Here is a 25,675-nt window from a genome sequence, read left to right as displayed (position 1 = left end):
AGGGGTGCGATTAATGAATAAGCTTAAAGAGGGTTTTAAGAAACTAATGGAAAAGTTTAAATCCTTTGGAAAAGGCGTGAGAATAGCTATAATTATTGCTTTAGTAACCTTTATAATTGCAATAATATCTATGATTTTTTATAGTTCAGCCAATAAATACAAAGTTTTATTTTCAAATTTAGATCCTAATGATGCACAGGTGGTTACAAATAAACTTAAAGAAAAAAAAGTTGATATGAAAATTGAAGGTGAGACCATAATGGTTTCTAAAGATAAAGTTGATGAATTAAGACTAGAATTAGCTCCAGAGCTTTCAACTGGAAGTAAAGGTTATGAACTAATGGATAGTGGTGGTTCATTTGGAATGACAGATGAAGAGTTTAAGCTTAAAAAGCTAAGGATGCAACAGGGAGAGTTAGAAAAAACTATAAAGAGCTTTCCACAAGTAGAAAATGTAAGAGTACATATAACACCATCTAAGGATTCTGTATTTGTAGAAGATAAGACTCCGGGAAAAGCGGCAGTATATATAAAATTATCAGCTGGAAATAAATTAACTTTAGAACAAGTAAGAGCAATAGTTGCTCTTGTTTCAGGTAGTACAGAAAATATACCTAAAGAGAATATAGAAGTAGTAGATGATAAGATGAATTTATTATCTAAAGATATAAATAATTTAGAAAATGGTGTAGCAAGTGCTGAAAGTGTAGAAAAACAATATGGATTAGAAAAGAAGTATGAAGAAAATTTACAAAAATCTATTGTTGAACTTTTAGAGCCTGTTGTAGGTAAAAATAAGGTAAAAAGTACTGTTAATGTAGATTTAGACTTTGATTCAAAAAATAAAACAGAAACAGTAATTAATCCTAATAAAGTTATAATAAGTCAAGAAACAACTAAAGAGTTGAATGGAAATAATAATGGTGCAACTAGTAATAGCCCTGTAGATAATAATATGGGAAATACAGTGAATTCAGGAAATGGAAATACAACATCTTCAAAAGAACAACAAAAAACAAATTATGAAAGTGGAAAAACAGAAACAAAAACAATAAGTGCACCAGGAGAAGTTAAAAGATTAACAGCATCTGTTTTTATAGATGGTAATTTAGATACTAATCTTCAAAAAGCGGTTGAACAAGCTGTACAAACAGCTATTGGATTTAATGGAGAAAGAGGAGATCAGATTTCAGTAGTAGGAATGACATTTGATCCTGCAACAAAAGAAAATGCTCAAAAAGAATTTGATGCACTAAATGAATTAATGGCAAAGGAAAATAGAAATAAAATGATTACATATATATCATTAGGTGCTTTAGCTTTAGCATCATTAATAATTGCTATTTTATTATTTAGAAAGAAAAAGAATAAAAATCAAGATGAGGAAGAAAATTTATTAGATGTTGTTATAGATGATAATATTTCTAGAGTTAATACAGAGAAACTTCCTCCAATAGATTTTAGCTCAATTAATCCAAAAGCTCATATTGAAGAAGAAATTAAAAAATATGCAACAGACAAACCAGACCAAGTAGTAGATATAATTAAGTCATGGCTTGCAGAAGATGAGAGGTGATAAGATGGCAAGAGAGTCAGGAAAATTAAATGGAATACAAAAGGCGGCTATATTATTTATAACTCTTGGACCAGAAGCTTCTTCAGGAATACTTAAAAAGCTTCCAGAAAGTGAGATACAAAAAATCACTTATGAAATTGCTAATATTTCATCTGTAACATCAGAACAAAGAGAAACTATACTTGATGAATTTTTAGAAATTAATAAAGCTAGAGACTATATAATAGAAGGGGGAATAGAGTATGCTAGAACCCTTCTAGCAAAAGCACTAGGTCCGCATAGGGCAAGTGAAATATTAAGTAAAGTAACAGAAGCCACACAGCAATATAGGCCATTTTCTATTGCTAGAAAAGCAGATGCTCATCAATTGTTAAATGTTATTACTTATGAGCATCCTCAAACAATTGCGCTTATTTTATGTTATCTTCAGCCAGATAAATCAGCACAAGTTTTAGCTGAACTTTCAGAAGATGTGCAAAGTGAAGTTGCTTATAGAATTGCAACTATGAGTAATACTTCACCAATGGTTATAAAAGAGATAGAAAAGGTTCTCGAAAGTAAATTAAGTACTGTAGTAAGAAGTGATATGACATCATTAGGTGGAGTTGAAACTCTTGTTGATATATTAAACCAAGTTGATAGAACAACAGAAAAGAATATTACTGAAGGCTTAGAAAGAGAAGATGCAGAACTTGCAGATAAAATTAAGAGTTCTATGTTTGTATTTGAAGATATTATTACTCTTGATGATGTATCTATTCAAAGAATTCTTAGAGAAGTTGAAGGTAAGGAACTTGCTCTTGCGCTTAAGGGATGCTCTGATGATGTTGCAAATTCTATTTACAGAAACCAATCAAAGAGAGCTGCTGCTTCATTAAAGGAAGATATGGAGTACTTAGGACCAGTAAGATTAATGGACGTAGAAAAGGCACAACAAAAAATTGTCTCTATCATTAGAAGACTTGAGGATGCAGATCAAATTATAATCTCAAGAGGTGGAGAAGATGCAATTATCGTATAACCTTATAAAAAATGTTTCTGCAAAAGATGGAAATAATAAAAAAATAGATACTATATATATAAGTAAAATTAAAGAAGATAATAAAGAAAAAACAGCAGAAATTTTAGCCTTAGAAGATATGAAAAAAAGTTATGAAAATATCGGAGAAGGTATTATAAAAAGAGCTAAAATGGAAGCTGAAAAAATATTAATAGAAGCAAGAACTACAGCAGCTAATATTGAAAAAGATGCATATGAGCAAGGATATAATCAAGGGCAAAAAAATGGATATGAAGATGGGTATAACTCTGGATATAAAAATGGTTATGAGAATATAACTAGAGAAACAGAAGAAAAAGTCACAAAGGATATAGAAGAAGCTCATAATATATTAAAAAATGCAAATGAAGATTATTTAAAGTATATAGAAGAAAAACAAAAAGAAATAATAATACTTGCATTAGAAATGGCTAAAATTATTGCAGGACAAAAAATATGTTGTGACGAAGGAATTATATCTTTAGTAGAACCTTTAGTAGAAGAAGCCAAGGGTGAAGAAAATATAGTTATAAGATGTAATAAAACTCATATAGAAGCAATAAAGGCAAAAAGTGATTATTATAAAAAAGCTTATAACATAAAAGGTGAGATTTTTTTAATTGAGGATCCACTTATGAAAAGTGGTAATGCAGTAGTTGAAAGAAAAACAGGAAAAACAATAGTAGGAATGGATATTACATTAGAAAAATTGGAAGAAGAGCTATTTAGATAGAAAACTTGGAGGCAGTTATATGATAGATATAGACTTCAAAGGGATAACAAAAAGAGTAAATGAAATTAATCCAGTTTACTATGAAGGAAAAGTAAAACAAGTTATTGGATTAACTATCGAAGTACAAGGAATTAAAGGTTTTGTAGGAGAATTATGCACAATATATAATTTAGACAACAAAGAAGTAAAATGTGAAGTTGTTGGATTTAGAGAAGATGCTGTTCTTTTAATGCCTCTAGGAGAATTAACAGGAATAGCTCCAGGTTGTAGAGTTGTACCAGAAAGGAGGCCCCTAGAGGTTAAATGTTCAAATGAACTTTTAGGAAGAATTTTAGATGGTCTTGGGAATCCTTTAGAAGGAAATGAGATAGAAAACCATGAGAAATATCCCCTTGAAAATCAACCTCCAGATCCATTAAAACGAAAAAGAATAATGGATGTTCTTCCAACTGGAATAAGAGCTATAGATGGATTTTTAACAATAGGTGAAGGACAAAGAATAGGTATATTTGCAGGATCTGGAGTTGGGAAAAGTACAACTCTTGGTATGATTGCAAGAGAAGCAGATGCCGATGTTAATGTTATTTCATTAATAGGAGAAAGAGGAAGAGAAGTTTTAGAATTTATAGAAAAAGATTTAGGTCAAGAGGGAATGAAGAAATCAGTAATTGTATGTGCAACTTCAGATAAACCAGCTCTTATAAGAATAAAAGGAGCTCTAACTGCAACGGCAATAGCAGAATATTTTAGAGATCAAGGGAAAAAAGTTATTTTAATGATGGATTCTGTAACGAGATTTGCAATGGCACAAAGGGAAGTTGGACTTGCAATTGGAGAGCCTCCAGCGCAAAAAGGATATACACCATCTGTATTTGCAAAGTTGCCTAAATTAATGGAAAGACCAGGAACATCAGATAAGGGGTCTATAACTGCAATTTACACAGTTTTAGTTGATGGTGATGATTTTAATGAACCTATAGCAGATACTGTAAGAGGTATATTAGATGGACATATAGTTTTATCTAGAAGTTTAGCTCACAAAAATCATTATCCAGCCATAGATATATTAAATAGTGTAAGTAGACTTATGTCTAATATAGCAGAAAATAACCATAAGGAAGCAGCTTCTATTGCTAGAGATCTTTTAGCAACCTATAAAGACTCAGAGGACTTAATTAATCTAGGAGCTTATGTAAAGGGATCAAATAGCAAAATAGATTTAGCAATAGAATATAATGATGCTCTTAATAATTATTTAAGACAAGGAGTTGAAGAATCCTCAACCTTTGAGGATTCTATAAATATACTTAAATCATTATTTAATTAAGTAGAAAGAAGGAAATAATTTGGCAAGTGGGTTTAAATTTGGATTAGAAAAGCTTCTTGAAATTAGAATTGAAAAAGAAGAGGAAAGTAAAAGATTATTTACTGAATCTCAAAGAGAAAAGCAGCTTGCAGAATATAAATTACAAGACTTGAAAAAAAGCTATGAAAAATATAGTGGCATTAATAAAGGAGAATCTTTAGTATATCAAAAAATAAAGAAAAATTATTTGTTTGCTTTAAATAAAGGAATAGATATAACAGAAAAAGAAGTTGTTATAAAAAATAAAGAAGTAGAAATTAGAAGAGATGATTTAATACAAAAACAAGTAGAAAGAAAAACAGTTGATATATTAAAGGAAAAACAAAAGTTAGCATATGATATAGAGCAAAATAGATTAGAGCAAATATCTAATGATGAATTTGCCCTTTATGCATATATGAGAACTCAAGGAAGGGAGGTGAAAAGTAGATGATGGAAGTAAATTCAATTCAAAGTGTAGGAAATATTAGAGAAGATTATCCAAAAGAAAAAATGTCAAAAGAAGTTACAAATACTCCTAATGAAGGTTTTAAGGATATATTAAAGAAAGAAATAACATACTCTAAAAATCAAACTAATGAAAGTGAAAAATTAAATATAAAAAACAAAGAAGTAAATGATGATATTTTAACTATATCAGATAAAATAGAAGAACTTTTATTAGAAGATAATTTCCAAGGAAATGATTTTGATGAGAATACTTTAGAAGAAATTATGTTACTTTTAAATAAAATGGCTAATTTATTACAAGTATCTGTTGAAGTAAGAAGTACAAAAGTAGATGAAGAAAAAGTAAAATCAGAATCTATTAATAATATTGATGATAATTTAAGTATTAAAAGTTTAAATATAGATTTGAAAAATAAAATATCAAATTTAATAGAGAATATAGAAAATAAAAAAACTTTAATAGATGTAGATGGTAAAGTAGATATTAAAAAAATAGAAAATTTAATAGTAAAATTATTAAATAAAGTAGAGTCAGATAATTTACCAAAAACATTATCTGAAGAAGAGTTAGTTAAAGTTAATGAAATATTAAGCTTGTTAAAAGAAAGAATATTAAATAAAGAAGATTTAAGTAATGTAAAAGGAAAAAATAAAGATAGTTTAAATCAGAATTTAAAAAAAATAGTTTTAGAAGATAAATCTATTAAAGTAGATAGTAATTTCTCAGAAGAAAAAAACGAATTATCTACAATTAAAAATCAAGATTTAAAGTATATAAATAAAGTTTCTAATTTAGAAAATACTGAAAGTAAGTTTGAAGAAACAGGAGTAAAAAAAGAAGAAAAAGAAATTTCTGGACTGTTAAAGGAAGATAAAGTTTTATCAAAAATATTAGGAAAAGAAGATTTAAATGTTTCTAAGGTTTTATCCCCTTATGAACGAATTGCAATGAGAAATATAGATATTATAAAAGAACCTATTCCAGTTTTAAAGCAAACTATGGGAGAGGATATAATAAAGAATGTAAAATTCATGATGAGAAATGAAATATCTGAATTGAAAGTAAAAATTTATCCAAAAGAACTTGGAGAGATGACAATAAAAATACTTTCAGAAGAGGGTATTATGAGAGCTGAAATTAAGGCTACATCAAAAGAAACCTATAATCTTTTAAATTCTAATCTAAATGATATTAAAAAAGGATTATCTGATCAAAATATAAAAATCCATGATGTTAATATTGGATTATATCAAGAAGATACTACATTTTTTAGTGGAAATAATCAAAGAGATAACTTTAACAATCAGAAAGAAAACCAAAGTTATAATGAAAATAAAACAATAAAAATAAATGGATTAGAAGATTTAGAGGAAGGTAGAGATACTCATAATGATAGTAATGTAAATCTACTAGCTTAGGAGGGAAGGTATTGTCAAGTATAATTGAGAATTTTAATAGAACAAAAGCTGGAAATTATAATTTAAATAGAACAGGGTTAAATAATGCTAGTAATTCTGGAGGACTAAATAGAGCTACTGATCGTGGGACAAAGATAATGAAACCTGGTGAAGATATGGATAAAAATGCATTTTTAAAAATATTATCAGCAGAATTAGCTAATATGGATCCAATGGGGAATAATGATTCAACCCAATATATAACTCAAATGGCTCAATTTGCAAGCATGGAGCAGATGTCAAACTTAAATACTACTATGACAGGATTTGCATCAAATGACTTAGTTGGTAAGGGTGTTACTATGAAATCTGTTGACAGTGAAGGAAAGCCTTATACTGGAGTGGTTAAAGCGGTAACTATAAAAAGTGGCAAAACAACAGTTTCGGTTGAAGTAAGTGAAAATGGAAAAAATATATATAAAGATTTTGATATGTCAGAAATAGTGACAGTATTAGATGTTCCAAATTACTCAATTCCACCACTTAATAATATGAATGGAAATATTTCTTTATTAGTTGCATCAGCTTTTATTGGGAAACATGTTGAATTAAATGAAGTAGATATTGATAAGAATAAATTAACAGGTGAAGTTTTAGGAGTTCTTAAAGATGATGGTTTAGTTAAAGTTAGAATAAAACTTCATGGAACAGATGAAATAAAAGAATTTACCTATGATAAAGTTACTAAGGTTGCAAATTCTAAATCAGAGATATTTAAAGAAGACAATTCAGAAAAAGATAATGGTGAAGTAACCGAAAAAGAGTAGGTGATTAGATGGGCTTTAGAATAATAAATGGAAAAGCTTATCCAGTTGGTAATTTTGAAAGACCAACTAGTGAACTAAATGAAAATAGAAATAATAAAATAAAACAAGGTAGCTTTAGTGAAATTTTAAATAAAACAATAAAAAATGAAGAATATACACTTTCAAAACATGCAGCAGATAGATTAAGAGAAATTAATTTTACTCAATATGATATGAACGAAATCGCAAAAGGATTTAAAATTGCTGAAGGAAAAGGTGCTAAAAATTCTGTAATGTTATATAAGGATGTTGCACTTATTGCAAGTATAGAAAATAAAACAGTTATTACTGCTGTAGAGAAAGAAAGAGCTAAGGATAATATATTTACAAATATAGATAGCGTAGTAGTTTTATAGGCCGGACCTATTTAGGAGGCTAAACCTTGTGGAAGGATAGAAGCAAGGTAAAATATAAGGGTTGGAGGATAATTATGTTAAGATCAATGTATTCCGGAATTAGCGGAATGAAAGTAAACCAAGTAAAATTAGATGTTATAGGAAATAATATTTCAAATGTTGGAACAACTTCATTTAAATCTTCAAGAGCAAGATTTAGTGATATGTTAAGCCAAAATGTATCAGATGCTATGGCACCATCTAGTAATCAGGGGGGAGTTAACGCAAGTCAAGTAGGGCTTGGAGTTCAACTTTCAAGTATTGATTCAGTAATGACTCAAGGTGCAATGCAACCAACAGGAAGATCTTTAGATGTTGGAATAGATGGTGATGGTTTCTTTATGGTAAGTAAGGGGCCTGCAATTTATAATGGCAACTTAGAAGTAAATCATAGAGCAGGAGCTCATAATATAACTGGACAATCACTTGCAAAATCAGGTTCAGAAATTATGTATTCAAGAGATGGATCATTTATTTTAGATGAAGCAGGAAATTTATTAACAGGAGCTGGATTTAGAGTGCTTGGATATTCATTAACTAATGATGATAGCGCAATGGAAGCAACAGGTAAGAATCCAAGTATTATAAACACGGCAGGATTAGATTTTAGATTTGGACCAGGTTCTCAGTTAAATGGATATAAAGTTGCTTTAGGATCAGTTGGACCAGGAACAGTTACATCAGCTGATGTTAAAAAAGATGAAAAAACTATAATTGTAAATGGTGATTTTTCTACTCCAGGTGCATTAACAACAGCACAAGTAGAATCTGCAATTAATAAGGGATTATCATCAGCAGGGCTTTCACAACAAATATTTGTTTCAGGCAAACCAATAAATATAGAAAACTTAAGTTCTAAAGCTATTATAGGAGGAACAGATGCATCTGCTCCAAAAGCTATTAGTATAGGTGGATTTACAATTCAACTTAGTGAAGGTAGTGGATTAAATGGCTATAGTTTTGAAATTGGAGAGATTGCACCTAAGACACTTGAAGCAAAAGTAGAGAATGGAAGAAAAAAAATTGTAATAAGTGCAGACTTTTTAAATAAAACATTTAATTCATCAGATTTACAAGATGAAATTAATGGAAAGCTTAAAGTAGCTGGCTTTACTCAAGAAGCAAAGGTTACAGGAGCACCAGCAACTTTAGGTAATATAAAAGGTGCATCAGATGATAGTGGGAAAAATGATAAGGCACCTACTTTAGTAAATGAAATAGCTAAAGGAGATCTTTCAATTGGAGGATTTACATTTACAGGAGCAACTAATGCAGAGTTAAATGACTATACAATTTCAATTGCAGAATCGGCAGCAGGTACAAATCTTTCAGTAGTTGTAGAAGATGGAAATATTATAATAAAAGGTGATTTTAGTGCGCCAGCTAAATTTACAAATGTAGATTTACAAGGGAAATTAGATAATGCATTAAAAACTGCAGGAATAAGAACAAAACTTACTGTAAATGGTACTATTGATAATGCAAAAGTTGCGAATAAAGTAAAGTTTAAAGATGGTGTAACAGCTACTTCACCAAAGGCACTTAATATAGCAGGGTTAAATGTAGAACTTCCAAAGAGTGATTTATTAAATAATGTTACATTTGAAATAGCAGATATTAATGAACCAACTCTTTCAGTAGAATATACTAAAGCAGCTGGGGGGAATCCACCTAAGCTTGTAATTAAAGGAGACTTTACTAAGAAAGTTGCAGCTAAGGATTTAGAAAATAAAATAAATGAAGAGTTAGCTAAAAAGTATGTAGTTGAACAACCAAAGGTTAAAATATCAGGAACATCAAGGCCTTATACAGGATTAACATCTGATAGTGTTGAAGGTGGAGAAATTGATAAAGCTCCAGGAAAAGTTCTTGTTGGAGGCATGGAGCTTGAACTTGACAAGGGAGCTTCATTAAATGGTTATAAAATTCAAATAGGTCAAATAACGGCAGGAACAAAAACTGAAGCTAAAATAGATGAAAAAAATAAAACAATTATAGTTAATGGTGACTTTGTAACTGCTAATGCTATATCAACACGTAATGTACAAGAGGCTTTAAATAAAGCTCTTGCAGAAAAAGGTATTGATCAAGGGGTTAATGTAACAGGAAAACCTATTGAAGTAGGTGGAGTAGTATCAGAAGAAACTATGGGAGGTACACCTATAGAAAGTATAAATAATGATGGAAACATAAATTTTGTAGATGGAACTAAAAATTTAAAATCATATGACGGTAAGCTTAAGACTCTTAAGATTCCAGATAAGGTGAAAATTCCAGGAACTGATATAGAATTAAGAGTTAAATCATATACAATAGCTAAAAATGGAATAATAAATGGAGTTTTAGAAGATGGTAGAGTTGCAGCTTTAGGACAAATTGCAATGTCAAGCTTTAAAAATCCAGAAGGACTAACTAAATTAGGTGGAAATTTATATGGTGGTTCAGTTAACTCAGGAGAAGCTGTTATAAAAAGTGGTGTAGGAACTCTTAATGATGATAATTCAAAGGGGTATGGAGAAAATTTACAAGGAATGCTTGAAATGTCAAATGTAGATTTAGCAGGACAATTTACAGATATGATAGTTTCTAGTAGAGCTTTCCAAGCAGCTGGTAAAATGATAACTACTGGTGATGAAATACTTCAAGATATAATTAATTTAAAGAGATAGTTTTCAAATAATAAATTAAGGATGGGGAATAGATTCAAGGTATCTTTATATCTATTTCCCGCAATCAATTATATTTTCCATAAAACATGGAGGTGAATTTATGATTAACTTAACTGGAATGAATAATAAAGATTTTATTTTAAATGCAGACCATATAGAGAAGATAGAAGAGGTTCCTGAAACTTTAATAACTTTAACAAACGGAAAAAAATATCTTGTATTAGAAGAAGTTGATGAAGTTGTGGAAAAGGTTATAAGATATAAAAATAAAATCGTTACATATAGGGTTTAGTAGGAGGCATAATTATGAAAAAGTCAGATGCATTAACCTTTGCTGGATTAATAATTGGAGGAATACTATTAGTTTATGGAATGCTTGCAGGAAGTAGTTTAACAATTTTCTGGGATTTTCCATCAGTATTAATAACAGTTGGAGGATCATTTAGTGCGGTTTTAATTACTTATTCATTAAGTGAAGTTAAAACATTAGCAAAAGTATTTGTACAAACATTTAAAGAAAATAAATCTTCATCTAGAGAAATTATACTTCAGTTTACAGATTTATCTAAAAAAGCTAGAAGAGAAGGGTTACTATCGTTAGAAGACGATATTTCTGAACTAGATGATACTTTTCTTAAAAAAGGTCTTCAAATGGTAGTAGATGGTATAGAACCTGAAACAATTAGAGAAATATTAGAACTTGAAATTGGAGAAATGGAAAGTAGACATATGAAAAGTGCAGGGATTTATAGTACTTGGGGGGTATATGCACCAGCCTTTGGTATGATAGGGACACTTATAGGGTTAATTCAAATGCTTGCAAACTTAACTGATGTTGCTAATATAGCATCAGGTATGGGAAAAGCTCTTATCACTACTTTTTATGGATCAGTATTAGCAAATCTTTTTTGTAATCCAATGGCTGCAAACCTTAAGCAAAAAAGTGCTAAAGAGGTAGGTACAAGAGAAATGATGTTAGAAGGGGTTTTAGCAATACAGTCAGGTGTTAACCCAAGAATTGTAGAAGAAAAACTACTATCATATTTACCACCAAAGGAAAAATTAGAATATTTAAATAGCACTATTGAAAGCAATGAAGGAGTTGTTATTTAATGGCTAAAGGAAGAAAAAAGAAGCAATATGAGGAATCTAAAGGTGATGAATGGTTAGCAACTTATGCAGATTGTATTACATTACTTCTTACATTTTTTATTCTTTTATATTCTATGTCATCAGTAGATAATCAAAAAATAAAGAAACTTGCTCAAGCTTTTCAGTTAAGTATGGGAGGAGAAAGTGGAGATTCTTTGATGCAATACGATTTATATAATGGAGAAGTTCCTCTTATTGGAGGAGAAATAAAGGTTGAAAGTGATACTGAAGGTAATGTTGAAACTGAACAAAAAAGGATGTACAGAATAGTAAAAGAATTTATTAATGAAAATGATTTACAATCAGTAGCTGATATAATTGATAGTGATAGAGGTATTGTAATTCAACTTAGAGATAATATTCTATTTGAAACTTCAAGTTCAGATTTAAGAGAAGATAGTAAAGCTATATTAAAGACTATTAATTCATTAATAACATCTATAGATAATGAAATTTTAGTAGAGGGACATACTGATAATAGGCCAATAAATACATCAAAATTCCCATCAAACTGGGAATTATCGGCGGATAGAGCTGTAAATGTAGTAAGATATTTTGTAGAAGCAATGGGACAAAATGCATCCAGATTTAGTGCTGCAGGATATGGACCATATAGATCAGTAGCTCCGAATGATACTTATGAAAATATGGCTAAAAATAGACGAGTAAATATTTTAATAATGACAACTAATAAGGAGGGGTAAAAATTGGCTGAAGAAAAGAATGGAAGTAAAAGTAAATCTAAGATTTTAATAATATCTTTAGCACTAATAGCTATTTTAGGTGGAGGAACTTTTGCTAGTGTTTATTTTTATTTAAATAAGGGGGCTGCTACTGCACCTGTTGTTATAGAAGAAGCATTTTTTGAAGTTGGAGAAATATTTGTAAATCTTAGTGATGAAGGCTCAAAGAGATATGTAAAACTTACAGTATCAGTAAGTTATAATAAATCAAATAAAGATTTAGAAAAAGAATTAAAAGAAAAGAAAGTTGCTCTTAGAGATACAGCAATATTTTATTTAAAAGCATGTAAAGCAAAATCCTTTGAACCTGCTAATGAAGCAGTTCTAAAAGGAGATATGCTAACGAGGTTAAATCAAAAGTTAAAATCAGGTACATTAATAGACGTATATATAAATGATATTATTGTACAATAAAGGGATGTAAACTATGGAATTAAGTTTTTTATTTATGATTATTAAATTAGTATTTGCATTAGGTATAGTATTAGCTCTTATGTATTTAGCATTTAAACTTAGTGGAGAAAAAATAGATAAACTAAATAAAAATAAGTATATTAAAATTTTAGAGAGAATTCAGATGTCAAAGGATAGTTCAATAGTCCTATTAAAAATAGGTGAAAAGGGCTATGTAATGTCAATATCAAATGGAAAAACAGAAAAATTAGAAGAAATATCAAAAGAAGAAATTTTAAAATTAGAAAATAGCAAAAATATGGAAAAGAAAGAGTTAACATTACAATATCAAAAGTTATTTGATAAAGTAAAGGATAAAATTTTAAAGCTTAAGAGTAAATCTAAGTTGAAGGAAGAGAAAGATGGTAAATAAAAAGAAATACCTATTTATAACATTTTTAGCTATAGTAATAATATTTACATCAACTATTAAGGTAAGTGCTGAACCAATAAGCGTGCCTAATGTTAATGTTTCTATTGGAGGAGAAAATTCATCACCTCAAAATTATGTAGATAATATAAAACTTTTAATTGTATTAACAATATTAACATTGTTACCATCAATAATAATAATGACTACATGTTTTACTAGAATAATAGTAGTGTTTTCATTTTTAAAAAGTGCATTAGGAGCACAGCAATCTATTCCGAATCAAATTTTAATTGGACTAGCATTATTTTTAACAATATTTATTATGCAGCCAGTTTATAAAGAGATTAATGATAATGCATTTAAGCCATTTTTAGAGAATTCCATTACTCAAGAACAGGCAATGGAAGCTGGAAGTAAGCCTTTGAGGAGCTTTATGTTAAAGCAAACTAGGCAAAAAGATTTAGAACTTTTTATAGAAGCTTCAAAAACTAATAAAGAGGGAATTACTAAAGAAAATATCCCTTTACATGTTGTTATTCCAGCTTTTGCAATAAGTGAGTTAAAGACAGCATTTGAAATAGGATTTTTATTATTCTTACCATTTTTAATAATAGATATGGTAGTAGCAAGTGTACTTATGTCAATGGGGATGTTTATGCTACCACCAGTAATGGTTTCTTTACCGTTTAAGCTATTACTTTTTGTAATGGTCGACGGATGGTATTTGATGGTTAGATCTTTAATAATGAGTTTTGGTGGGTAGGTGAAAAGGAATGAGCGAAAACTTAGTAATTGGCATTGTAAAAGATGCATTAGCTACATCATTAAAGGTTGCAGGACCAATATTAATTGTAGCAATATTAATTGGATTAATAATAAGTATATTCCAAGCAACTACCCAAATTCAGGAGCAAACACTAACATTTGTTCCTAAATTACTTGGTATAGCAGCAGTAGGGCTTATGTTAGGAAGTTTTATGCTGCATACTATAGTTGCCTTTACAGAAAGAATATTTGAACTTATTATTAAAATATCAACCTAGGAGGTAGAGCAGTATGATAGATACAGCCTACTTTTTAGCTATATTTTTTGTGTTTTTAAGAGTTACTGCGTTTTTGGGAATTGCTAAGGTGTTTTTTCCAAGTGGTACTCCAAATACTTTGAAAGTAGTATTTGCTTTAATATTTTCCTCAGCAGTACTTGGAGGAATAGATTATACAAATATAAATTTAATTACAAGCAATTATGTTTTAATTTTTTATATGATAGCTGAAGTAACTACTGGATTAATATTAGGACTTATTAGTAATATAGCTTTTGAAGTAGTTATTATGGCGGGAAGTTTAATCGATGTTCATATAGGACTTAGTATGGTAAGTACTTTAGATCCTAATAGTAAAACAAATACAACAATAACTGGAAACTTACTTCATTACGTTGCAATGATTATTTTTTTTATTATAGATGGACATCATATGATAATTAAATCAATTATGGAAAGTTTCAGGCTAGTACCACTTGGTAATGGAATTCTTTATGGGGAAACTATGATGGTACTTATAGAAATAATAGCAAAATATTTTGTTATAGGATTGAAAATTGCAATACCAATAGTATTGATAATTATATTAACAGATCTTTGTATGGGACTTGTTTCGAGAGCAGTCCCACAAATAAATGTAATGATTCTTGGTATGCCGGTAAAGATGCTAGTAGGAATAATTGCTATAGGGGTAGCATTACCAATAATAATAAAGCTATTTATAAGTAGTATTAGCTATTTACCAGATATATTTAGAAAAATTATGACAGCCTTTCCTATTTTGTTTATAATTGCAGCAGATGAAAAAACTGAAGAAGCAACTCCAAAGAAAAAGAGTGATGCTAGAAAAAAAGGACAGATAGCTAGAAGTAAAGATGTAGGGCTTGCACTTACAATGATTGCAGTAATATTAGTTATTGCAGGACTTAGTACTTTTTTAGTTTCTAGTTTAAAAAATAATGTTATATATTTTTTAAATGATTTAAGTGCTATTAAGATTAATGAAAATAGTGTAAAGGGATTGAACTATCTTGTTCTTAGTAAGATAGCAGTGGCTTTAATGCCAGTAGTATTACCAATAATGATAGCTGGAGTTGCCGCTAGTTTAGCACAATCAGGATTTTTAATAACAAAAGATGCCATAAAACCATCTTTTGGAAAATTAAATCCTATAAATGGGCTAAAAAATATGTTTTCCAAAAAAGCGTTAATAGATTTAGTTAAGAATTTAATTATGGTATCTATTGTTGCCTTTATAGGATATAGATATGTAAAAGATAACTTTGATAGTATAATGCAAATTGGAAATTTATATTTACCTACATTAGGTGGAGAAGTAAAATCTCTAATTTTAGGTATATTTAATAAGATAGCTATTTTATTAGTTACTATTGCTGCAATAGATTATTTTGTTCAGTTTAAGCTACATAATAATGAACTTAAAATGACAAAGCAAGAAATAAAAGAGGAATATAAACAAATGGAAGGAGATCCACAGTTAAAATCTAAAATAAAGCAAAAACAAAGAGAAATGTCACAAAGAAGAATGATGCAATCAGTTGGAGATGCAACAGTAGTAATAACAAATCCAACACACTTAGCTGTAGCTATAAAGTATGAAGAGGGTGAAATGGAAGCTCCTAAAGTTATAGCTAAAGGAGCTGACATAATAGCTATGAAAATAAAGGAAAAAGCTAAGGAAGTTGATATTCCAATTATAGAAAATAAACCACTAGCAAGAATGATATATGAGCAAGTGGATATTGATAAAGATATACCACAAGATATGTACCAAGCAGTAGCTGAAATTTTAGCTATGGTGTACAAATTAAAGAAAAAAAAAGAAGATGTACTAGAGTATAAAGGATGGGATAATGTTGCTTTTAGATAGAAGGTTAGAATTTAAGAAAAATTTAGATGTATTAGTTGCCTTTGGTGTTTTAGGTATTGTACTTATGATTATTATACCTCTTCCATCATTTATATTAGATATATTATTAGCATTTAATATTACATTATCAGCAGTAATTATTATGATTACTATGTTTACAACAAATGTATTACAATTATCAGTATTTCCTACATTATTACTTGTAACAACATTATTTAGATTAGGTCTTAATATATCATCGACAAGATTAATTTTAAGTGAAGGTGATGCAGGAAAAATAATAGCTGCCTTTGGAGAATTTGTAATTGGTGGTAATTATGTAGTAGGAGTTATTATATTCTTAATTATAGTTATTATACAATTTGTAGTTATTACAAATGGGGCGGGAAGAGTATCAGAAGTATCTGCAAGATTTACTTTAGATGCTATGCCGGGTAAACAAATGAGTATAGATGCAGATTTAAATGCAGGTTTAATAGATGAGACAATGGCTAAAAAAAGAAGACAAGATTTGCAATCAGAAGCAGATTTTTATGGAGCCATGGACGGGGCATCGAAATTTGTAAAGGGAGATGCAATAGCAGGAATTATAATTACTATAATAAATATAGTTGCAGGTATAGTAATTGGTGTAATACAAAAAAATATGGATATTTCTCAAGCTGGTGAATTATATACAAGGCTTACAATTGGTGATGGTCTAGTTGGACAAATACCAGCTCTTTTAATATCAACAGCATCAGGTATTTTAGTTACAAGATCAGGTTCAGCGGATAACTTTGGTAAGACATTTACAAATCAACTTACAGCTTTTCCTATTGCAACAGGAATAGTATCAGCAGTAATGTTATTTATATCTTTAATTCCAGGGATGCCAATGTTTCCTTTTTTACTATTATCATTATCAGCAGGATTTTTATCTTATATGCTATATAAGGAAGAGCAAAAAAAGGAAGAAGAAGAAATATTAAAGGAAGAAGAAGAATTTACAGAAATGGAAAGAAAAGAGCCAGAAAATGTTATGACTTTAATTTCTGTAGAACCTATGGAAGTAGAAATAGGGTATGGATTAATTCCTTTAGCAGATGAATCTACAGGTGGTGATTTACTTCAAAGAATAGCTTCTGTAAGAAGACAATGTGCAATTGAAATGGGTATAGTTGTACAACCTATAAGAATTAGAGATAATCTTCAACTTAAAACTAATGAATATGTTATTAAAATAAGGGGAACAATTATAGCTTCAGCAGAGCTTATGGCAAATATGCTTTTATGTATGGACCCATCAGGAGAAAACTCACAAATAGCAGGTATTAGAACAATTGAGCCAACTTTTAATCTTCCTGCGGTATGGATTAATAAAGATCAAAGAGAAGAAGCTGAAATAAAGGGATTAACAGTAGTAGACCCTACAACTGTAATGGTAACTCATTTAACTGAAACAATTAAGGGACACTCCTATGAGTTACTTGGAAGACAAGAAGTTCAATTAATAGTTGATAATACAAGAGAAAAATATAGTACTGTAGTTGAAGAGTTAATACCAGATTTAATGACTATCGGTGAATTACAAAAGGTATTACAAAATCTTTTAAAGGAAAAAGTTCCAATAAAAGATATGGTAACAATTATGGAATCCTTAGCAGATAATTCAAGACTTACTAAAGATTTAGAGTTATTAACAGAGTATGTAAGATTTTCTTTAGCAAGAACAATATGTAATCAAATAATAGATGAAAATAGAAGTATTACTGTGGTTACTTTATCACCACAAATAGAGGAAATAATAGCTGCAAATACTCAAAAATCAATGCAAGGTTCATTCCCAGCTGTTGATCCAGATACTACAAGTAAAATATTAGAATCTTTAAGAAATACTATAGAGATGGTATATTTCCATAATAATCAACCTGTAATATTAGTATCACCAAATGTTCGTTCAGTATTTAGAAAGCTAATAGAAATGGTATTTCCACATATTATGGTTATTTCTTTAAATGAAATTCCAAATGATGTGGAAATAAGAACTGAAGGAGTTGTATCATTACAATGATAATAAAAAAATATACAGTTAAGAATATGAATGAGGCTTTAACAAGAATTAGATATGAGCTAGGTAAGGATGCTATAATTATTAGCCAAAGAAAAGTTAGAGAGCCTGGAATTAAAGGATATTTTTCACCAAAGCTTATAGAAGTAACAGCAGCATTGGAAAATAGTAAAAAAGATAGTAGAAAAAAAGTAAGCGTAGAGAAGGATGAAGATATAGATTTTAAGGAATCTCTAGATGGATTAAAAAAACTAATTAATGACACTTCAGTTGATGAAAATAAGAAGATAGAAGTTATAAAAGAAGAAAAAGAGTTAGAAAACGAAGTAAAAGAAATAAAAGAATTATTAAATAAAGTAATTAAAAATACAACTAAAGAAGAAAGTAAAGACTTAAGAGAGGATTTACTAAAAGATTTAGATATAGATAGTGAATATTACAATGAGATAAAAGAAACTTGTAAAGAAGAAATAGAGATATTTAAAGAAGATTTTAAAAAAGTAATTGATAGCGAAATAGAATTATGGAATAGTGAATTAAAAGGTAAAGTAGCTTTAGTTGGACCAACTGGAGTTGGAAAAACAACAACAATAGCTAAGCTTGCCGGTAGACTTTCATTGATAGAGAAGAAAAAGGTAGGCTTAATAACTATTGATACATATAGAATTGGTGCTGTAGAGCAGCTAAAAACTTATGCGGAAATTATGAATATTCCATTTAAGGTTGTAATAACATTAAAAGAAATGGAAGAGGCAGTAAATAGCTTGAAGGATTGTGATGTTATTCTTGTCGATACAACTGGAAGAAGTAGTAAAAATTCAATGCAAATATCAGAACTTAGGGCATTTATTCAAAAAGTAAATGCAGATCATATTGCATTAGTTATTAGTGGAACTACTAAAAATAAAGATATTAAAACAATATTATCTGGATATGAAGAGCTTGGATATGAAAAGTTAATAATAACTAAATTAGATGAAACAAGCACCTATGGAGCTATTTTTAATATAGCCAAAAGATCAAAAAGGAAAATAGCCTATATTACAACAGGGCAAAACGTACCAGATGATATAAAAATCCCTACAAAGGAAGAACTTAAAAGGTTAATATTAGGGGAGGAAACTATATGTTAGACCAGGCAGAAAGTTTAAGAAGATTAGCTAGTGGTGAAAGCATGGTTTCTAATAATAAAAAAGCTAGAATAATAACTATTACCTCTGGTAAAGGTGGCGTTGGAAAAAGTAATTTCGTTGTTAACTTGGCTATATCATTAAGTAGAAATGGGAATAAAGTTTTAATTTTTGATGCAGATATAGGTATGGGAAATGATGATGTATTAATGGGTATATATACAAAAAATAATGTTCTTGATTTAATGAAGGAAAATTTAGCTATTGAAGACGTAATAGTTGATGGACCTGAAGGAGTAAAGTTATTACCAGGTGGAAGTGGATTAAATAATATCGAAGATTTAGATCAAATTCAAAGGGATTTATTTTTAAGAAAAATAGAGATGCTAGAAGGTTTTGACTATATTTTAATAGATACAGGTGCAGGAATAAGCAGAAGTGTTTTAGCCTTTATCGCTTGTTCAGAAGAACTTATATTAGTTACTACTCCAGAGCCAACATCACTAACTGATGGATATAGCTTGCTAAAAGCTGTAAATCATTTTAAAATAAAAAATAAGGTAAATATTGTAGTAAATAAAGTTTTAGATAAAAAAGAGGGAGAAGTGACTTTTATAAAGTTTAAAATGGCTGTAGAAAAATTTCTTAAACTAAAGACTAATTATCTAGGATGTATATATGAAGATAGAAAACTTATAATGGCTGTAAGAGAGCAGATACCATTTTTAATAAGTTATCCAAATTCAGATGCTGCAAAATGTATCAAAGAAATCTCATGTAAAATTATGGGAGAAAAAAAGGTAGAAAAGGGATTAGGAGCACAAGGGCTTTTTAAAAAATTATTTAATATTTTTTCTTAATGGGGGATTATAATGAAGTTAAATATAAGGGTTAATAACAAAGTAGCTATATTATGGGATGAAGAAATATATAAAAGTGTAATTCAAGATATTAATGAAAAAGAAAGTTTAATAAGTATACCAGTATGTAATGGAATATATTTAACTATGAGAGATGGAGACGAAGTAGATCAAGTTTATTATGATGATAAAGGAAATGTATTTAACTATAAATGTAAAGTTTTAGGTAGAGTAATAGAGAATAATATACCATTTTATAAATTAGGAAAACCATATGATATTAGAAAAATACAAAGAAGAGATTATGTAAGAGTAAATGTAGTACAAGTTATAAATTATATTAAAGAAGAATCTTTAATAAGAGATTTTCAAAAGGAAGAGAAGTTTAATCCAGCACTTTTATTAGATCTAAGTGGTGGTGGTATGAAAATTAAAATAAAAGAAGATATTTCATATGGAGATAGTATAGTTGGAAATTTAATTTATCAAAATGAAAAGATAATTATTAGAGGAAAAATAGTTAGAAAAGAAAAAACTGAGGATAATAGATATATTTGTGGAATAAAATTTTGTGATATAGATAATGGAACAAGAGAAAAAATAATTAAGACTGTTTTTACAATAATGAGAAAGCAAAGGGAGTTATCTTAGAGGAGGTATTTGTTTATGGAAAATCAAAGCCCATCACTACACAAAGAACAGATTGTTGAAAAATTTATACCTCTTGTAAAGCACTTAGCTTCAAGGGTAATGATAGGAAAAACTAAATATATAGAATATGAAGATTTAGTAGGATATGGTATTATAGGGCTTTTAGATGCAATAAGTAAATACGATGCAAGTAAAGGGATGAAGTTCTCATCCTATGCTACTATAAGAATTAGAGGTGCTATGATTGATGAAATTAGAAAGCAGAGACCAATATCAAAAGGTGCTATGGATAAACTTGCTAAATATAATCAATCTGTAGAAAAACTTCAAAATATATATATGAGGGAACCAAAGGTAGAAGAAATTGCTATAGACTTGAATATTGATATAGATGAAGTTTTTCAAGTAGAAAACTATATTAATTATATGTCGGTTGTATCATTAGAATCTATTATATACTCAGATGAAGATGAAGTAGCGGTAATTGAGATGTTAGAGGATAAAAATAGTCCATCTCCAGAAGAAACATTAGAAGATAAAGAGAAAATAGAAGTTTTAGCTAAGTCTATAGATAAGCTAAAAGAAAAAGATAAATTAATATTAACATTATATTATTATGAAAAACTAACATTAAAGGAAATAGGACAAATTTTAGAGGTATCAGAATCTAGGGTTTGTCAATTACATAGTAGAGCTATTAGAAATTTAAGAGGAATAATGGAGAGTGTAAACTACATATAAGGTGGGAGAAAAATGAATCCTATATTAATACTATTAATAGGAATAACTTTAATAATTCTAAATGTTAGAGCTATAAAAAAAGAAGATAAATCCTTTATTGCAATGCTACAAAAAGAGGAAAAAAACTCTAATAGAGATTATGATATTGAAATAATATCTATTAGAAAAGATTTAGCAGAAACAGTATTAGACTTACAGAAAGAAATAGAGGAACTAAAAACTTCAATTAGTTCTATTAAGAATATTAAATTAGAAGACGATAATATAAAGAATAATGAAAATAAAACAGCTTTACCAAGTATAGAAAATGGAGTTGTTTCAGAAATAAACTTCAATATTAAAGAAGATAAAAAAAATAAGGTTAATATAGTTAAAGATCTTCTAGATGAAGGTTTAACAGAAGATGAAATATGTGATAAATTGTCTATAGGTAAGGGGGAAGTACTATTAATAAAAGGTTTATTAAAAAATTAAAATCATCAGTAGAGTTTTTTTGTGATAGAAAAATACTTATGGGTATAGGAATAGGTATGGTTTTAACTGTTATTTTAATGTTTGGATATAACTTCAATAGAAGTATTTCACCTGATAAAATAGAAGAAAAAGCTAGAGGCATGGGAATGCACTATGAAGGTGAGTGCAAAGTATTATTTAAGGGAGATGGCAAAAATGATTAGAGGTTTATATACAGCAGTATCTGGTTTAATAACATTGGAAAATAAACAAGCTAATATAACGAATAATATAACAAATGCAAATACAAATGGATTTAAAAGTGATAATTTATCTGTAAAAGGCTTTGATGAAGTTATGCTTCAAAATAAAGATAAAATAGTTGGAAATCAAAATATTGTTCAAAAGCTAGGAAGTATAAGCCTTGGGGCAAAAATTGATAGTGTAGATACTGCTTTTACTCAAGGGTTAATTAAATCAACTAAAAAGCCAACAGATTTTGCTATTGAAGGAAGAGGATTTTTTACAATACAAAAGGCAACAGCTACTGGGACAGAAAATGTTTATACAAGAGATGGAAGCTTTAGAGTTGGAAATAATGGATATTTAATTAATACTAGCGGTGATAAGGTTCTTGGTATAAACAAAAATACAGGAGCCATGGAACCAATATTTATAGGTGGAGAAAAGTTTGTTTTAGATAAAAGTAATAATTTATTTGTAGGAAATAGATCTACTCATTCACTTGCAATGGCTGATTTTAAAGATTATAAAAGCTTAGAAAAAATAGGAGACAATTATTATAGAGGACAAAATCCTGAATATAATGCACAAGTCTTTGTTAAACAAGGATATACAGAAGCTTCTAATGTCAATGTATCAAATGAAATGGTAAATATGATAACAACAATGAGAAATTTTGAAACAAACCAAAAGATGATTCAAACATTAGATGAAACTTTGGGAAAAGCAGCTAATGAGATAGGTGCAGTTAGATAATAGGAGGAAAAGCTATGTTAAGAACATTATGGACTGGAAAAAGTGGAATGAATGCTAATCAAGAAAGACTTGATGCAATATCTAATAATTTAGGCAATTCTACAACAATGGGATATAAGAGAATAGAAGTTGGTTTCAAGGATTTATTAACAGAATCATTAGATAGAAATGGGATACCACTAAATAATAAAAATTCAACTATAGGAACAGGTGTTAAGACTTCAGAGTGGTTTAGAGATAATTCACAAGGAATGCTTATGGAAACATTAAAATCAACAGATTTAGCTTTAGATGGAAATGGTTACTTAAAGGTAATATCACCTACAGGAGAATCATTCTATACAAGAGATGGGGCCTTATCAATTGATGGAAGAGGAAGACTTGTAGATTATAGAGGAAATAAGGTAGAACTTAATTATTTAAATGGTTACTCAGAAGATAATGTTACTTTTACAAAAGATAATTTTTTAATAGATAAAAAAGGACAGTTATATATAAAACAAAGAGATAATTTTTTACAAGTAGCAGAAGTACCAGCATATATAGCAGTGGGAGATAAGGCATTTTTATCAGTAGGAGATAACCTTTTTACTCAAGCTCCTGGAGCTGAAGTTAAAAGAACAACAGATGTGGACTTCCATCAAGGTGCATTAGAAGGAGCTAATGTAGATATTGGAACTGAATTTGCAGATATGATAGTTACTCAAAGAGCCTTTGAATTAAGCTCAAGGGGAGTAAGAACTGCTGATGAAATGTGGAGTATGGTAAATAACTTAAGATCAAAATAATAAAAAGGTGGCTTAGAGCCACCTTTTTATTATGCTGAAGTAATAGCTGAAGTAATTGGAGGAACAACTTGTTTCTTTCTTGATAAAACACCATCAAGGAAAGCTGTATTGTCCTTTAATGTAACTTTAAATGCTTTTTCTACTATTTCAGGTTTATCACCTGCAACTAATATTTGAGAACCTTCATTTAATATATCAGTAAGAAGTAACATAACCATGTCTAAATTAGCTTCTTTAGCTTTAGTTTCCATATATTTAAGCATTTCTTCTTTTAATGGCATAAAGCCTTCGATATCCATTGTATTAACTTGAGCAATACCTACTTTTGTATCTTCAATTGAAAATGGTTTAAAGTCTTGATTAAATATTTGTACAACAGTTTTTCCTTTTAAGGATGTACCAGCCTTAAACATTTCTTTAGCAAAACTTTCAATATCTATGCCAGCAATTTGTGCAAGCTTTTTACACATATTCTTATCTTGTATTGTACAAGTTGGACTTCTAAATAATAATGTGTCTGATATAATAGCTCCACATAAAAGTCCAGCTGCTTGTTTTGATGGTCTTATACCATTTTCAAAGAAACTTTTAGCAACTATAGTAGAAGTACTTCCTAATGGTTCGTTTCTAAAGAATATTGGGTTATTAGTTTGAATATCAGCAACTCTGTGATGATCAATAATTTCTAATACTTCCGCATCTTCTAAACCATCTACTGATTGACCTCTTTCATTATGATCAACTTGTATTATTTTCTTTTTATAGTTTGATATTAAGTGATATCTAGAAACAGTTCCAACTACTTTACCGTTAGTATCAGTTACAGGATAGCTTCTAAATCTAGTTTCTACCATAACAGGTTTAATATCATCAACTAAATCTTCAGTTGAGAATGTTACTAACTTATCTTTTACCATAACATATCCAACAGGAATACTTTGAACTATAAGTCTTGAAGCAGTAAATGAATCATGAGGTGTTACAATAACACTTACATTATTCTTTCTAGCTTTTTCTATTATAGCTTGTTGTGGTTCATGTGATCCTGTAATTATCATTAATGATATATTAAGATCTAAAAGTGCATTTTGAACTTCTTCTCTATCACCAACTATAGCAATATCACCTTCATCTATATGATCTTTCATACTTTCAGGTTGCATAGCAGTAACTATTATTTTTCCAGGGAAAGAGTTTCTAGTTTCATCAACATAAACTTCTTTTGCTGAAAGCGTATCAACTATATTTTCTAGTGATGTATTGCTTTTAGCTAAAATTCTATTATCCCATATATCCATATAGCATGAAGTTAAGTTAGAGATAGCTAAAACACCTAATAGATGATCATTTTCATCAGCTACAGGTAAAGTTTTAATATTTTTATCTCTCATTATATTCCAAGCTTTCTTTAATGAGATTTCAGGTGCTACAGGACTTATTTTATCAAATTCTAAATCCTCAACTTTAAGTTTTACTGTTTTTAAGAATCTAGGTGCTTCCACACCAAAATAATCTAAAATAAATTGAGTTTCTTGACTTACATTTCCAAGTCTTACAGGTATGGCAGGAATATTGCCTGTCTTATTTTTAAATTCAGCATATGAATAAGCTGCGCATATTGAATCTGAATCTGGATTTTTATGACCAGTTACATAAATTATATCTTTCAAGTCTTATGCCTCCTTAGCAATAAATTTATTTATACTTCATTCTAATATATAAGTAGAGAATTTGTAAAGGAGTCTAGTAAAAGTATATGTAGAAATTTGATAAATAAACGTAATTATTTAGCGAATTATAGAAGAAATTAAATGATTTTAATTTATTTAAATTAAATAAGTGCATAATTTACATAA

The 25,675-nt window shown here is 29.0% G+C and carries 27 protein-coding genes; 26 read left to right on the top strand and 1 reads right to left on the bottom strand.

All coding sequences use genetic code 11. The features are described 5' to 3' along the window. Positions 1-13: 13 nt before the first annotated feature. The 26 genes from fliF to ACYQ1T_RS00695 all read left to right on the top strand — a co-directional run bounded on the left by fliF (position 14) and on the right by ACYQ1T_RS00695 (position 23,819). Positions 14-1,576: a flagellar basal-body MS-ring/collar protein FliF gene (fliF, locus tag ACYQ1T_RS00820; RefSeq protein WP_459830827.1), complete on the top strand. Its 1,563-nt coding sequence runs from the start codon at positions 14-16 to the stop codon at positions 1,574-1,576. Positions 1,577-1,580: 4 nt separating this feature from the next. Then, a complete protein-coding gene (gene fliG / locus ACYQ1T_RS00815) occupies positions 1,581-2,597 on the top strand; it encodes a flagellar motor switch protein FliG (RefSeq protein ID WP_459830826.1) in 1,017 nt (338 codons plus the stop codon). Further along, on the top strand, positions 2,581-3,348 hold the full coding sequence (locus tag ACYQ1T_RS00810; RefSeq protein ID WP_459830824.1) for a FliH/SctL family protein: 768 nt from the start codon (positions 2,581-2,583) through the stop codon (positions 3,346-3,348). The genes fliG and ACYQ1T_RS00810 overlap by 17 nt, the downstream gene beginning before the upstream one ends. 19 nt (positions 3,349-3,367) lie before the next feature. After that, positions 3,368-4,675, top strand: a complete 1,308-nt coding sequence (gene fliI, locus ACYQ1T_RS00805; protein ID WP_459830823.1) for a flagellar protein export ATPase FliI — start codon at positions 3,368-3,370, stop codon at positions 4,673-4,675. 19 nt (positions 4,676-4,694) lie between these two features. Beyond that, complete coding sequence (fliJ, locus tag ACYQ1T_RS00800) at positions 4,695-5,147, top strand: flagellar export protein FliJ (protein WP_459830821.1); 453 nt, start codon at positions 4,695-4,697, stop codon at positions 5,145-5,147. Continuing rightward, the gene (locus ACYQ1T_RS00795; RefSeq protein ID WP_459830820.1) at positions 5,144-6,583 is read left to right on the top strand and encodes a flagellar hook-length control protein FliK; all 1,440 of its coding nucleotides are present in this window, start codon (positions 5,144-5,146) and stop codon (positions 6,581-6,583) included. The genes fliJ and ACYQ1T_RS00795 overlap by 4 nt, the downstream gene beginning before the upstream one ends. Positions 6,584-6,594: 11 nt before the next feature. After that, positions 6,595-7,389: a flagellar hook capping FlgD N-terminal domain-containing protein gene (locus ACYQ1T_RS00790; RefSeq protein ID WP_459830818.1), complete on the top strand. Its 795-nt coding sequence runs from the start codon at positions 6,595-6,597 to the stop codon at positions 7,387-7,389. 8 nt (positions 7,390-7,397) lie between these two features. After that, a complete protein-coding gene (locus ACYQ1T_RS00785) occupies positions 7,398-7,784 on the top strand; it encodes a TIGR02530 family flagellar biosynthesis protein (protein WP_459830817.1) in 387 nt (128 codons plus the stop codon). A 74-nt stretch (positions 7,785-7,858) separates the two neighbouring features. Next, entirely contained in the window at positions 7,859-10,492 is a 2,634-nt protein-coding gene (locus tag ACYQ1T_RS00780; protein ID WP_459830816.1) for a flagellar hook-basal body complex protein, read from the top strand. Between the two features lie 100 nt (positions 10,493-10,592). After that, positions 10,593-10,784: a flagellar FlbD family protein gene (locus ACYQ1T_RS00775; RefSeq protein ID WP_459830814.1), complete on the top strand. Its 192-nt coding sequence runs from the start codon at positions 10,593-10,595 to the stop codon at positions 10,782-10,784. Between the two features lie 14 nt (positions 10,785-10,798). Next, complete coding sequence (locus ACYQ1T_RS00770) at positions 10,799-11,605, top strand: motility protein A (RefSeq protein WP_459830813.1); 807 nt, start codon at positions 10,799-10,801, stop codon at positions 11,603-11,605. Continuing rightward, the gene (locus ACYQ1T_RS00765; RefSeq protein ID WP_459830812.1) at positions 11,605-12,348 is read left to right on the top strand and encodes a flagellar motor protein MotB; all 744 of its coding nucleotides are present in this window, start codon (positions 11,605-11,607) and stop codon (positions 12,346-12,348) included. The genes ACYQ1T_RS00770 and ACYQ1T_RS00765 overlap by 1 nt, the downstream gene beginning before the upstream one ends. 3 nt (positions 12,349-12,351) lie before the next feature. Next, positions 12,352-12,801 (top strand): flagellar basal body-associated FliL family protein, encoded by a 450-nt coding sequence (locus ACYQ1T_RS00760; RefSeq protein WP_459830810.1) that lies wholly within the window; start codon positions 12,352-12,354, stop codon positions 12,799-12,801. Between the two features lie 13 nt (positions 12,802-12,814). After that, positions 12,815-13,213 (top strand): flagellar biosynthetic protein FliO, encoded by a 399-nt coding sequence (locus ACYQ1T_RS00755; protein ID WP_459830809.1) that lies wholly within the window; start codon positions 12,815-12,817, stop codon positions 13,211-13,213. Then, positions 13,203-13,976 (top strand): flagellar type III secretion system pore protein FliP, encoded by a 774-nt coding sequence (gene fliP / locus ACYQ1T_RS00750; protein WP_459830807.1) that lies wholly within the window; start codon positions 13,203-13,205, stop codon positions 13,974-13,976. The genes ACYQ1T_RS00755 and fliP overlap by 11 nt, the downstream gene beginning before the upstream one ends. A 10-nt stretch (positions 13,977-13,986) precedes the next feature. After that, positions 13,987-14,256, top strand: a complete 270-nt coding sequence (gene fliQ, locus ACYQ1T_RS00745; RefSeq protein WP_459830806.1) for a flagellar biosynthesis protein FliQ — start codon at positions 13,987-13,989, stop codon at positions 14,254-14,256. A gap of 13 nt (positions 14,257-14,269) precedes the next feature. After that, positions 14,270-16,147, top strand: a complete 1,878-nt coding sequence (locus tag ACYQ1T_RS00740; protein WP_459830805.1) for a fused FliR family export protein/FlhB family type III secretion system protein — start codon at positions 14,270-14,272, stop codon at positions 16,145-16,147. Further along, positions 16,131-18,200, top strand: coding sequence for a flagellar biosynthesis protein FlhA (gene flhA, locus ACYQ1T_RS00735; RefSeq protein ID WP_459830803.1), 2,070 nt, complete (start codon positions 16,131-16,133; stop codon positions 18,198-18,200). Before ACYQ1T_RS00740 ends, flhA begins: the two co-directional genes overlap by 17 nt. After that, a complete protein-coding gene (gene flhF, locus ACYQ1T_RS00730; RefSeq protein WP_459830802.1) occupies positions 18,197-19,330 on the top strand; it encodes a flagellar biosynthesis GTPase FlhF in 1,134 nt (377 codons plus the stop codon). Before flhA ends, flhF begins: the two co-directional genes overlap by 4 nt. Continuing rightward, positions 19,324-20,187: a MinD/ParA family protein gene (locus tag ACYQ1T_RS00725; RefSeq protein ID WP_459830801.1), complete on the top strand. Its 864-nt coding sequence runs from the start codon at positions 19,324-19,326 to the stop codon at positions 20,185-20,187. Before flhF ends, ACYQ1T_RS00725 begins: the two co-directional genes overlap by 7 nt. Positions 20,188-20,199: 12 nt before the next feature. Beyond that, positions 20,200-20,838 carry a flagellar brake protein gene (locus ACYQ1T_RS00720; protein WP_459830800.1) on the top strand — a complete coding sequence of 213 codons (639 nt, stop codon included), beginning with the start codon at positions 20,200-20,202 and terminating at the stop codon, positions 20,836-20,838. Positions 20,839-20,853: 15 nt separating this feature from the next. After that, the gene (locus ACYQ1T_RS00715; RefSeq protein WP_459830798.1) at positions 20,854-21,579 is read left to right on the top strand and encodes a FliA/WhiG family RNA polymerase sigma factor; all 726 of its coding nucleotides are present in this window, start codon (positions 20,854-20,856) and stop codon (positions 21,577-21,579) included. 12 nt (positions 21,580-21,591) lie between these two features. Beyond that, a complete protein-coding gene (locus tag ACYQ1T_RS00710; RefSeq protein WP_459830797.1) occupies positions 21,592-22,053 on the top strand; it encodes a hypothetical protein in 462 nt (153 codons plus the stop codon). 38 nt (positions 22,054-22,091) lie between these two features. Next, positions 22,092-22,256, top strand: a complete 165-nt coding sequence (locus tag ACYQ1T_RS00705; RefSeq protein WP_459830796.1) for a hypothetical protein — start codon at positions 22,092-22,094, stop codon at positions 22,254-22,256. Beyond that, the gene (locus tag ACYQ1T_RS00700) at positions 22,249-23,031 is read left to right on the top strand and encodes a flagellar hook-basal body complex protein (RefSeq protein WP_459830794.1); all 783 of its coding nucleotides are present in this window, start codon (positions 22,249-22,251) and stop codon (positions 23,029-23,031) included. Before ACYQ1T_RS00705 ends, ACYQ1T_RS00700 begins: the two co-directional genes overlap by 8 nt. Before the next feature lie 14 nt (positions 23,032-23,045). After that, complete coding sequence (locus ACYQ1T_RS00695) at positions 23,046-23,819, top strand: flagellar hook-basal body complex protein (RefSeq protein ID WP_459830792.1); 774 nt, start codon at positions 23,046-23,048, stop codon at positions 23,817-23,819. 29 nt (positions 23,820-23,848) lie between these two features. On the opposite strand, the gene ACYQ1T_RS00690 is transcribed toward ACYQ1T_RS00695, so the two are convergent. Continuing rightward, complete coding sequence (locus tag ACYQ1T_RS00690) at positions 23,849-25,489, bottom strand: putative manganese-dependent inorganic diphosphatase (protein ID WP_459830790.1); 1,641 nt, start codon at positions 25,487-25,489, stop codon at positions 23,849-23,851. Between the last annotated feature and the right edge of the window lie 186 nt (positions 25,490-25,675).

This window comes from Clostridium carnis (genome assembly GCF_054657435.1).
The sequence above is the reverse complement of the archived record's forward strand: the minus strand, read 5'-3'. Positions and strand labels throughout refer to the sequence as shown.

Bases quoted from the DNA above. Each gene is read 5' to 3' on its own strand.
- fliF (WP_459830827.1), top strand. From the start codon at position 14: ATGAATAAGCTTAAAGAGGGTTTTAAGAAACTAATGGAAAAGTTTAAA.
- fliG (WP_459830826.1), top strand. From the start codon at position 1,581: ATGGCAAGAGAGTCAGGAAAATTAAATGGAATACAAAAGGCGGCTATA.
- ACYQ1T_RS00810 (WP_459830824.1), top strand. From the start codon at position 2,581: ATGCAATTATCGTATAACCTTATAAAAAATGTTTCTGCAAAAGATGGA.
- fliI (WP_459830823.1), top strand. From the start codon at position 3,368: ATGATAGATATAGACTTCAAAGGGATAACAAAAAGAGTAAATGAAATT.
- ACYQ1T_RS00795 (WP_459830820.1), top strand. From the start codon at position 5,144: ATGATGGAAGTAAATTCAATTCAAAGTGTAGGAAATATTAGAGAAGAT.
- ACYQ1T_RS00785 (WP_459830817.1), top strand. From the start codon at position 7,398: ATGGGCTTTAGAATAATAAATGGAAAAGCTTATCCAGTTGGTAATTTT.
- ACYQ1T_RS00780 (WP_459830816.1), top strand. From the start codon at position 7,859: ATGTTAAGATCAATGTATTCCGGAATTAGCGGAATGAAAGTAAACCAA.
- ACYQ1T_RS00775 (WP_459830814.1), top strand. From the start codon at position 10,593: ATGATTAACTTAACTGGAATGAATAATAAAGATTTTATTTTAAATGCA.
- ACYQ1T_RS00770 (WP_459830813.1), top strand. From the start codon at position 10,799: ATGAAAAAGTCAGATGCATTAACCTTTGCTGGATTAATAATTGGAGGA.
- ACYQ1T_RS00765 (WP_459830812.1), top strand. From the start codon at position 11,605: ATGGCTAAAGGAAGAAAAAAGAAGCAATATGAGGAATCTAAAGGTGAT.
- ACYQ1T_RS00755 (WP_459830809.1), top strand. From the start codon at position 12,815: ATGGAATTAAGTTTTTTATTTATGATTATTAAATTAGTATTTGCATTA.
- fliP (WP_459830807.1), top strand. From the start codon at position 13,203: ATGGTAAATAAAAAGAAATACCTATTTATAACATTTTTAGCTATAGTA.
- fliQ (WP_459830806.1), top strand. From the start codon at position 13,987: ATGAGCGAAAACTTAGTAATTGGCATTGTAAAAGATGCATTAGCTACA.
- ACYQ1T_RS00740 (WP_459830805.1), top strand. From the start codon at position 14,270: ATGATAGATACAGCCTACTTTTTAGCTATATTTTTTGTGTTTTTAAGA.
- flhA (WP_459830803.1), top strand. From the start codon at position 16,131: ATGTTGCTTTTAGATAGAAGGTTAGAATTTAAGAAAAATTTAGATGTA.
- flhF (WP_459830802.1), top strand. From the start codon at position 18,197: ATGATAATAAAAAAATATACAGTTAAGAATATGAATGAGGCTTTAACA.
- ACYQ1T_RS00725 (WP_459830801.1), top strand. From the start codon at position 19,324: ATGTTAGACCAGGCAGAAAGTTTAAGAAGATTAGCTAGTGGTGAAAGC.
- ACYQ1T_RS00720 (WP_459830800.1), top strand. From the start codon at position 20,200: ATGAAGTTAAATATAAGGGTTAATAACAAAGTAGCTATATTATGGGAT.
- ACYQ1T_RS00715 (WP_459830798.1), top strand. From the start codon at position 20,854: ATGGAAAATCAAAGCCCATCACTACACAAAGAACAGATTGTTGAAAAA.
- ACYQ1T_RS00710 (WP_459830797.1), top strand. From the start codon at position 21,592: ATGAATCCTATATTAATACTATTAATAGGAATAACTTTAATAATTCTA.
- ACYQ1T_RS00705 (WP_459830796.1), top strand. From the start codon at position 22,092: ATGGGTATAGGAATAGGTATGGTTTTAACTGTTATTTTAATGTTTGGA.
- ACYQ1T_RS00700 (WP_459830794.1), top strand. From the start codon at position 22,249: ATGATTAGAGGTTTATATACAGCAGTATCTGGTTTAATAACATTGGAA.
- ACYQ1T_RS00695 (WP_459830792.1), top strand. From the start codon at position 23,046: ATGTTAAGAACATTATGGACTGGAAAAAGTGGAATGAATGCTAATCAA.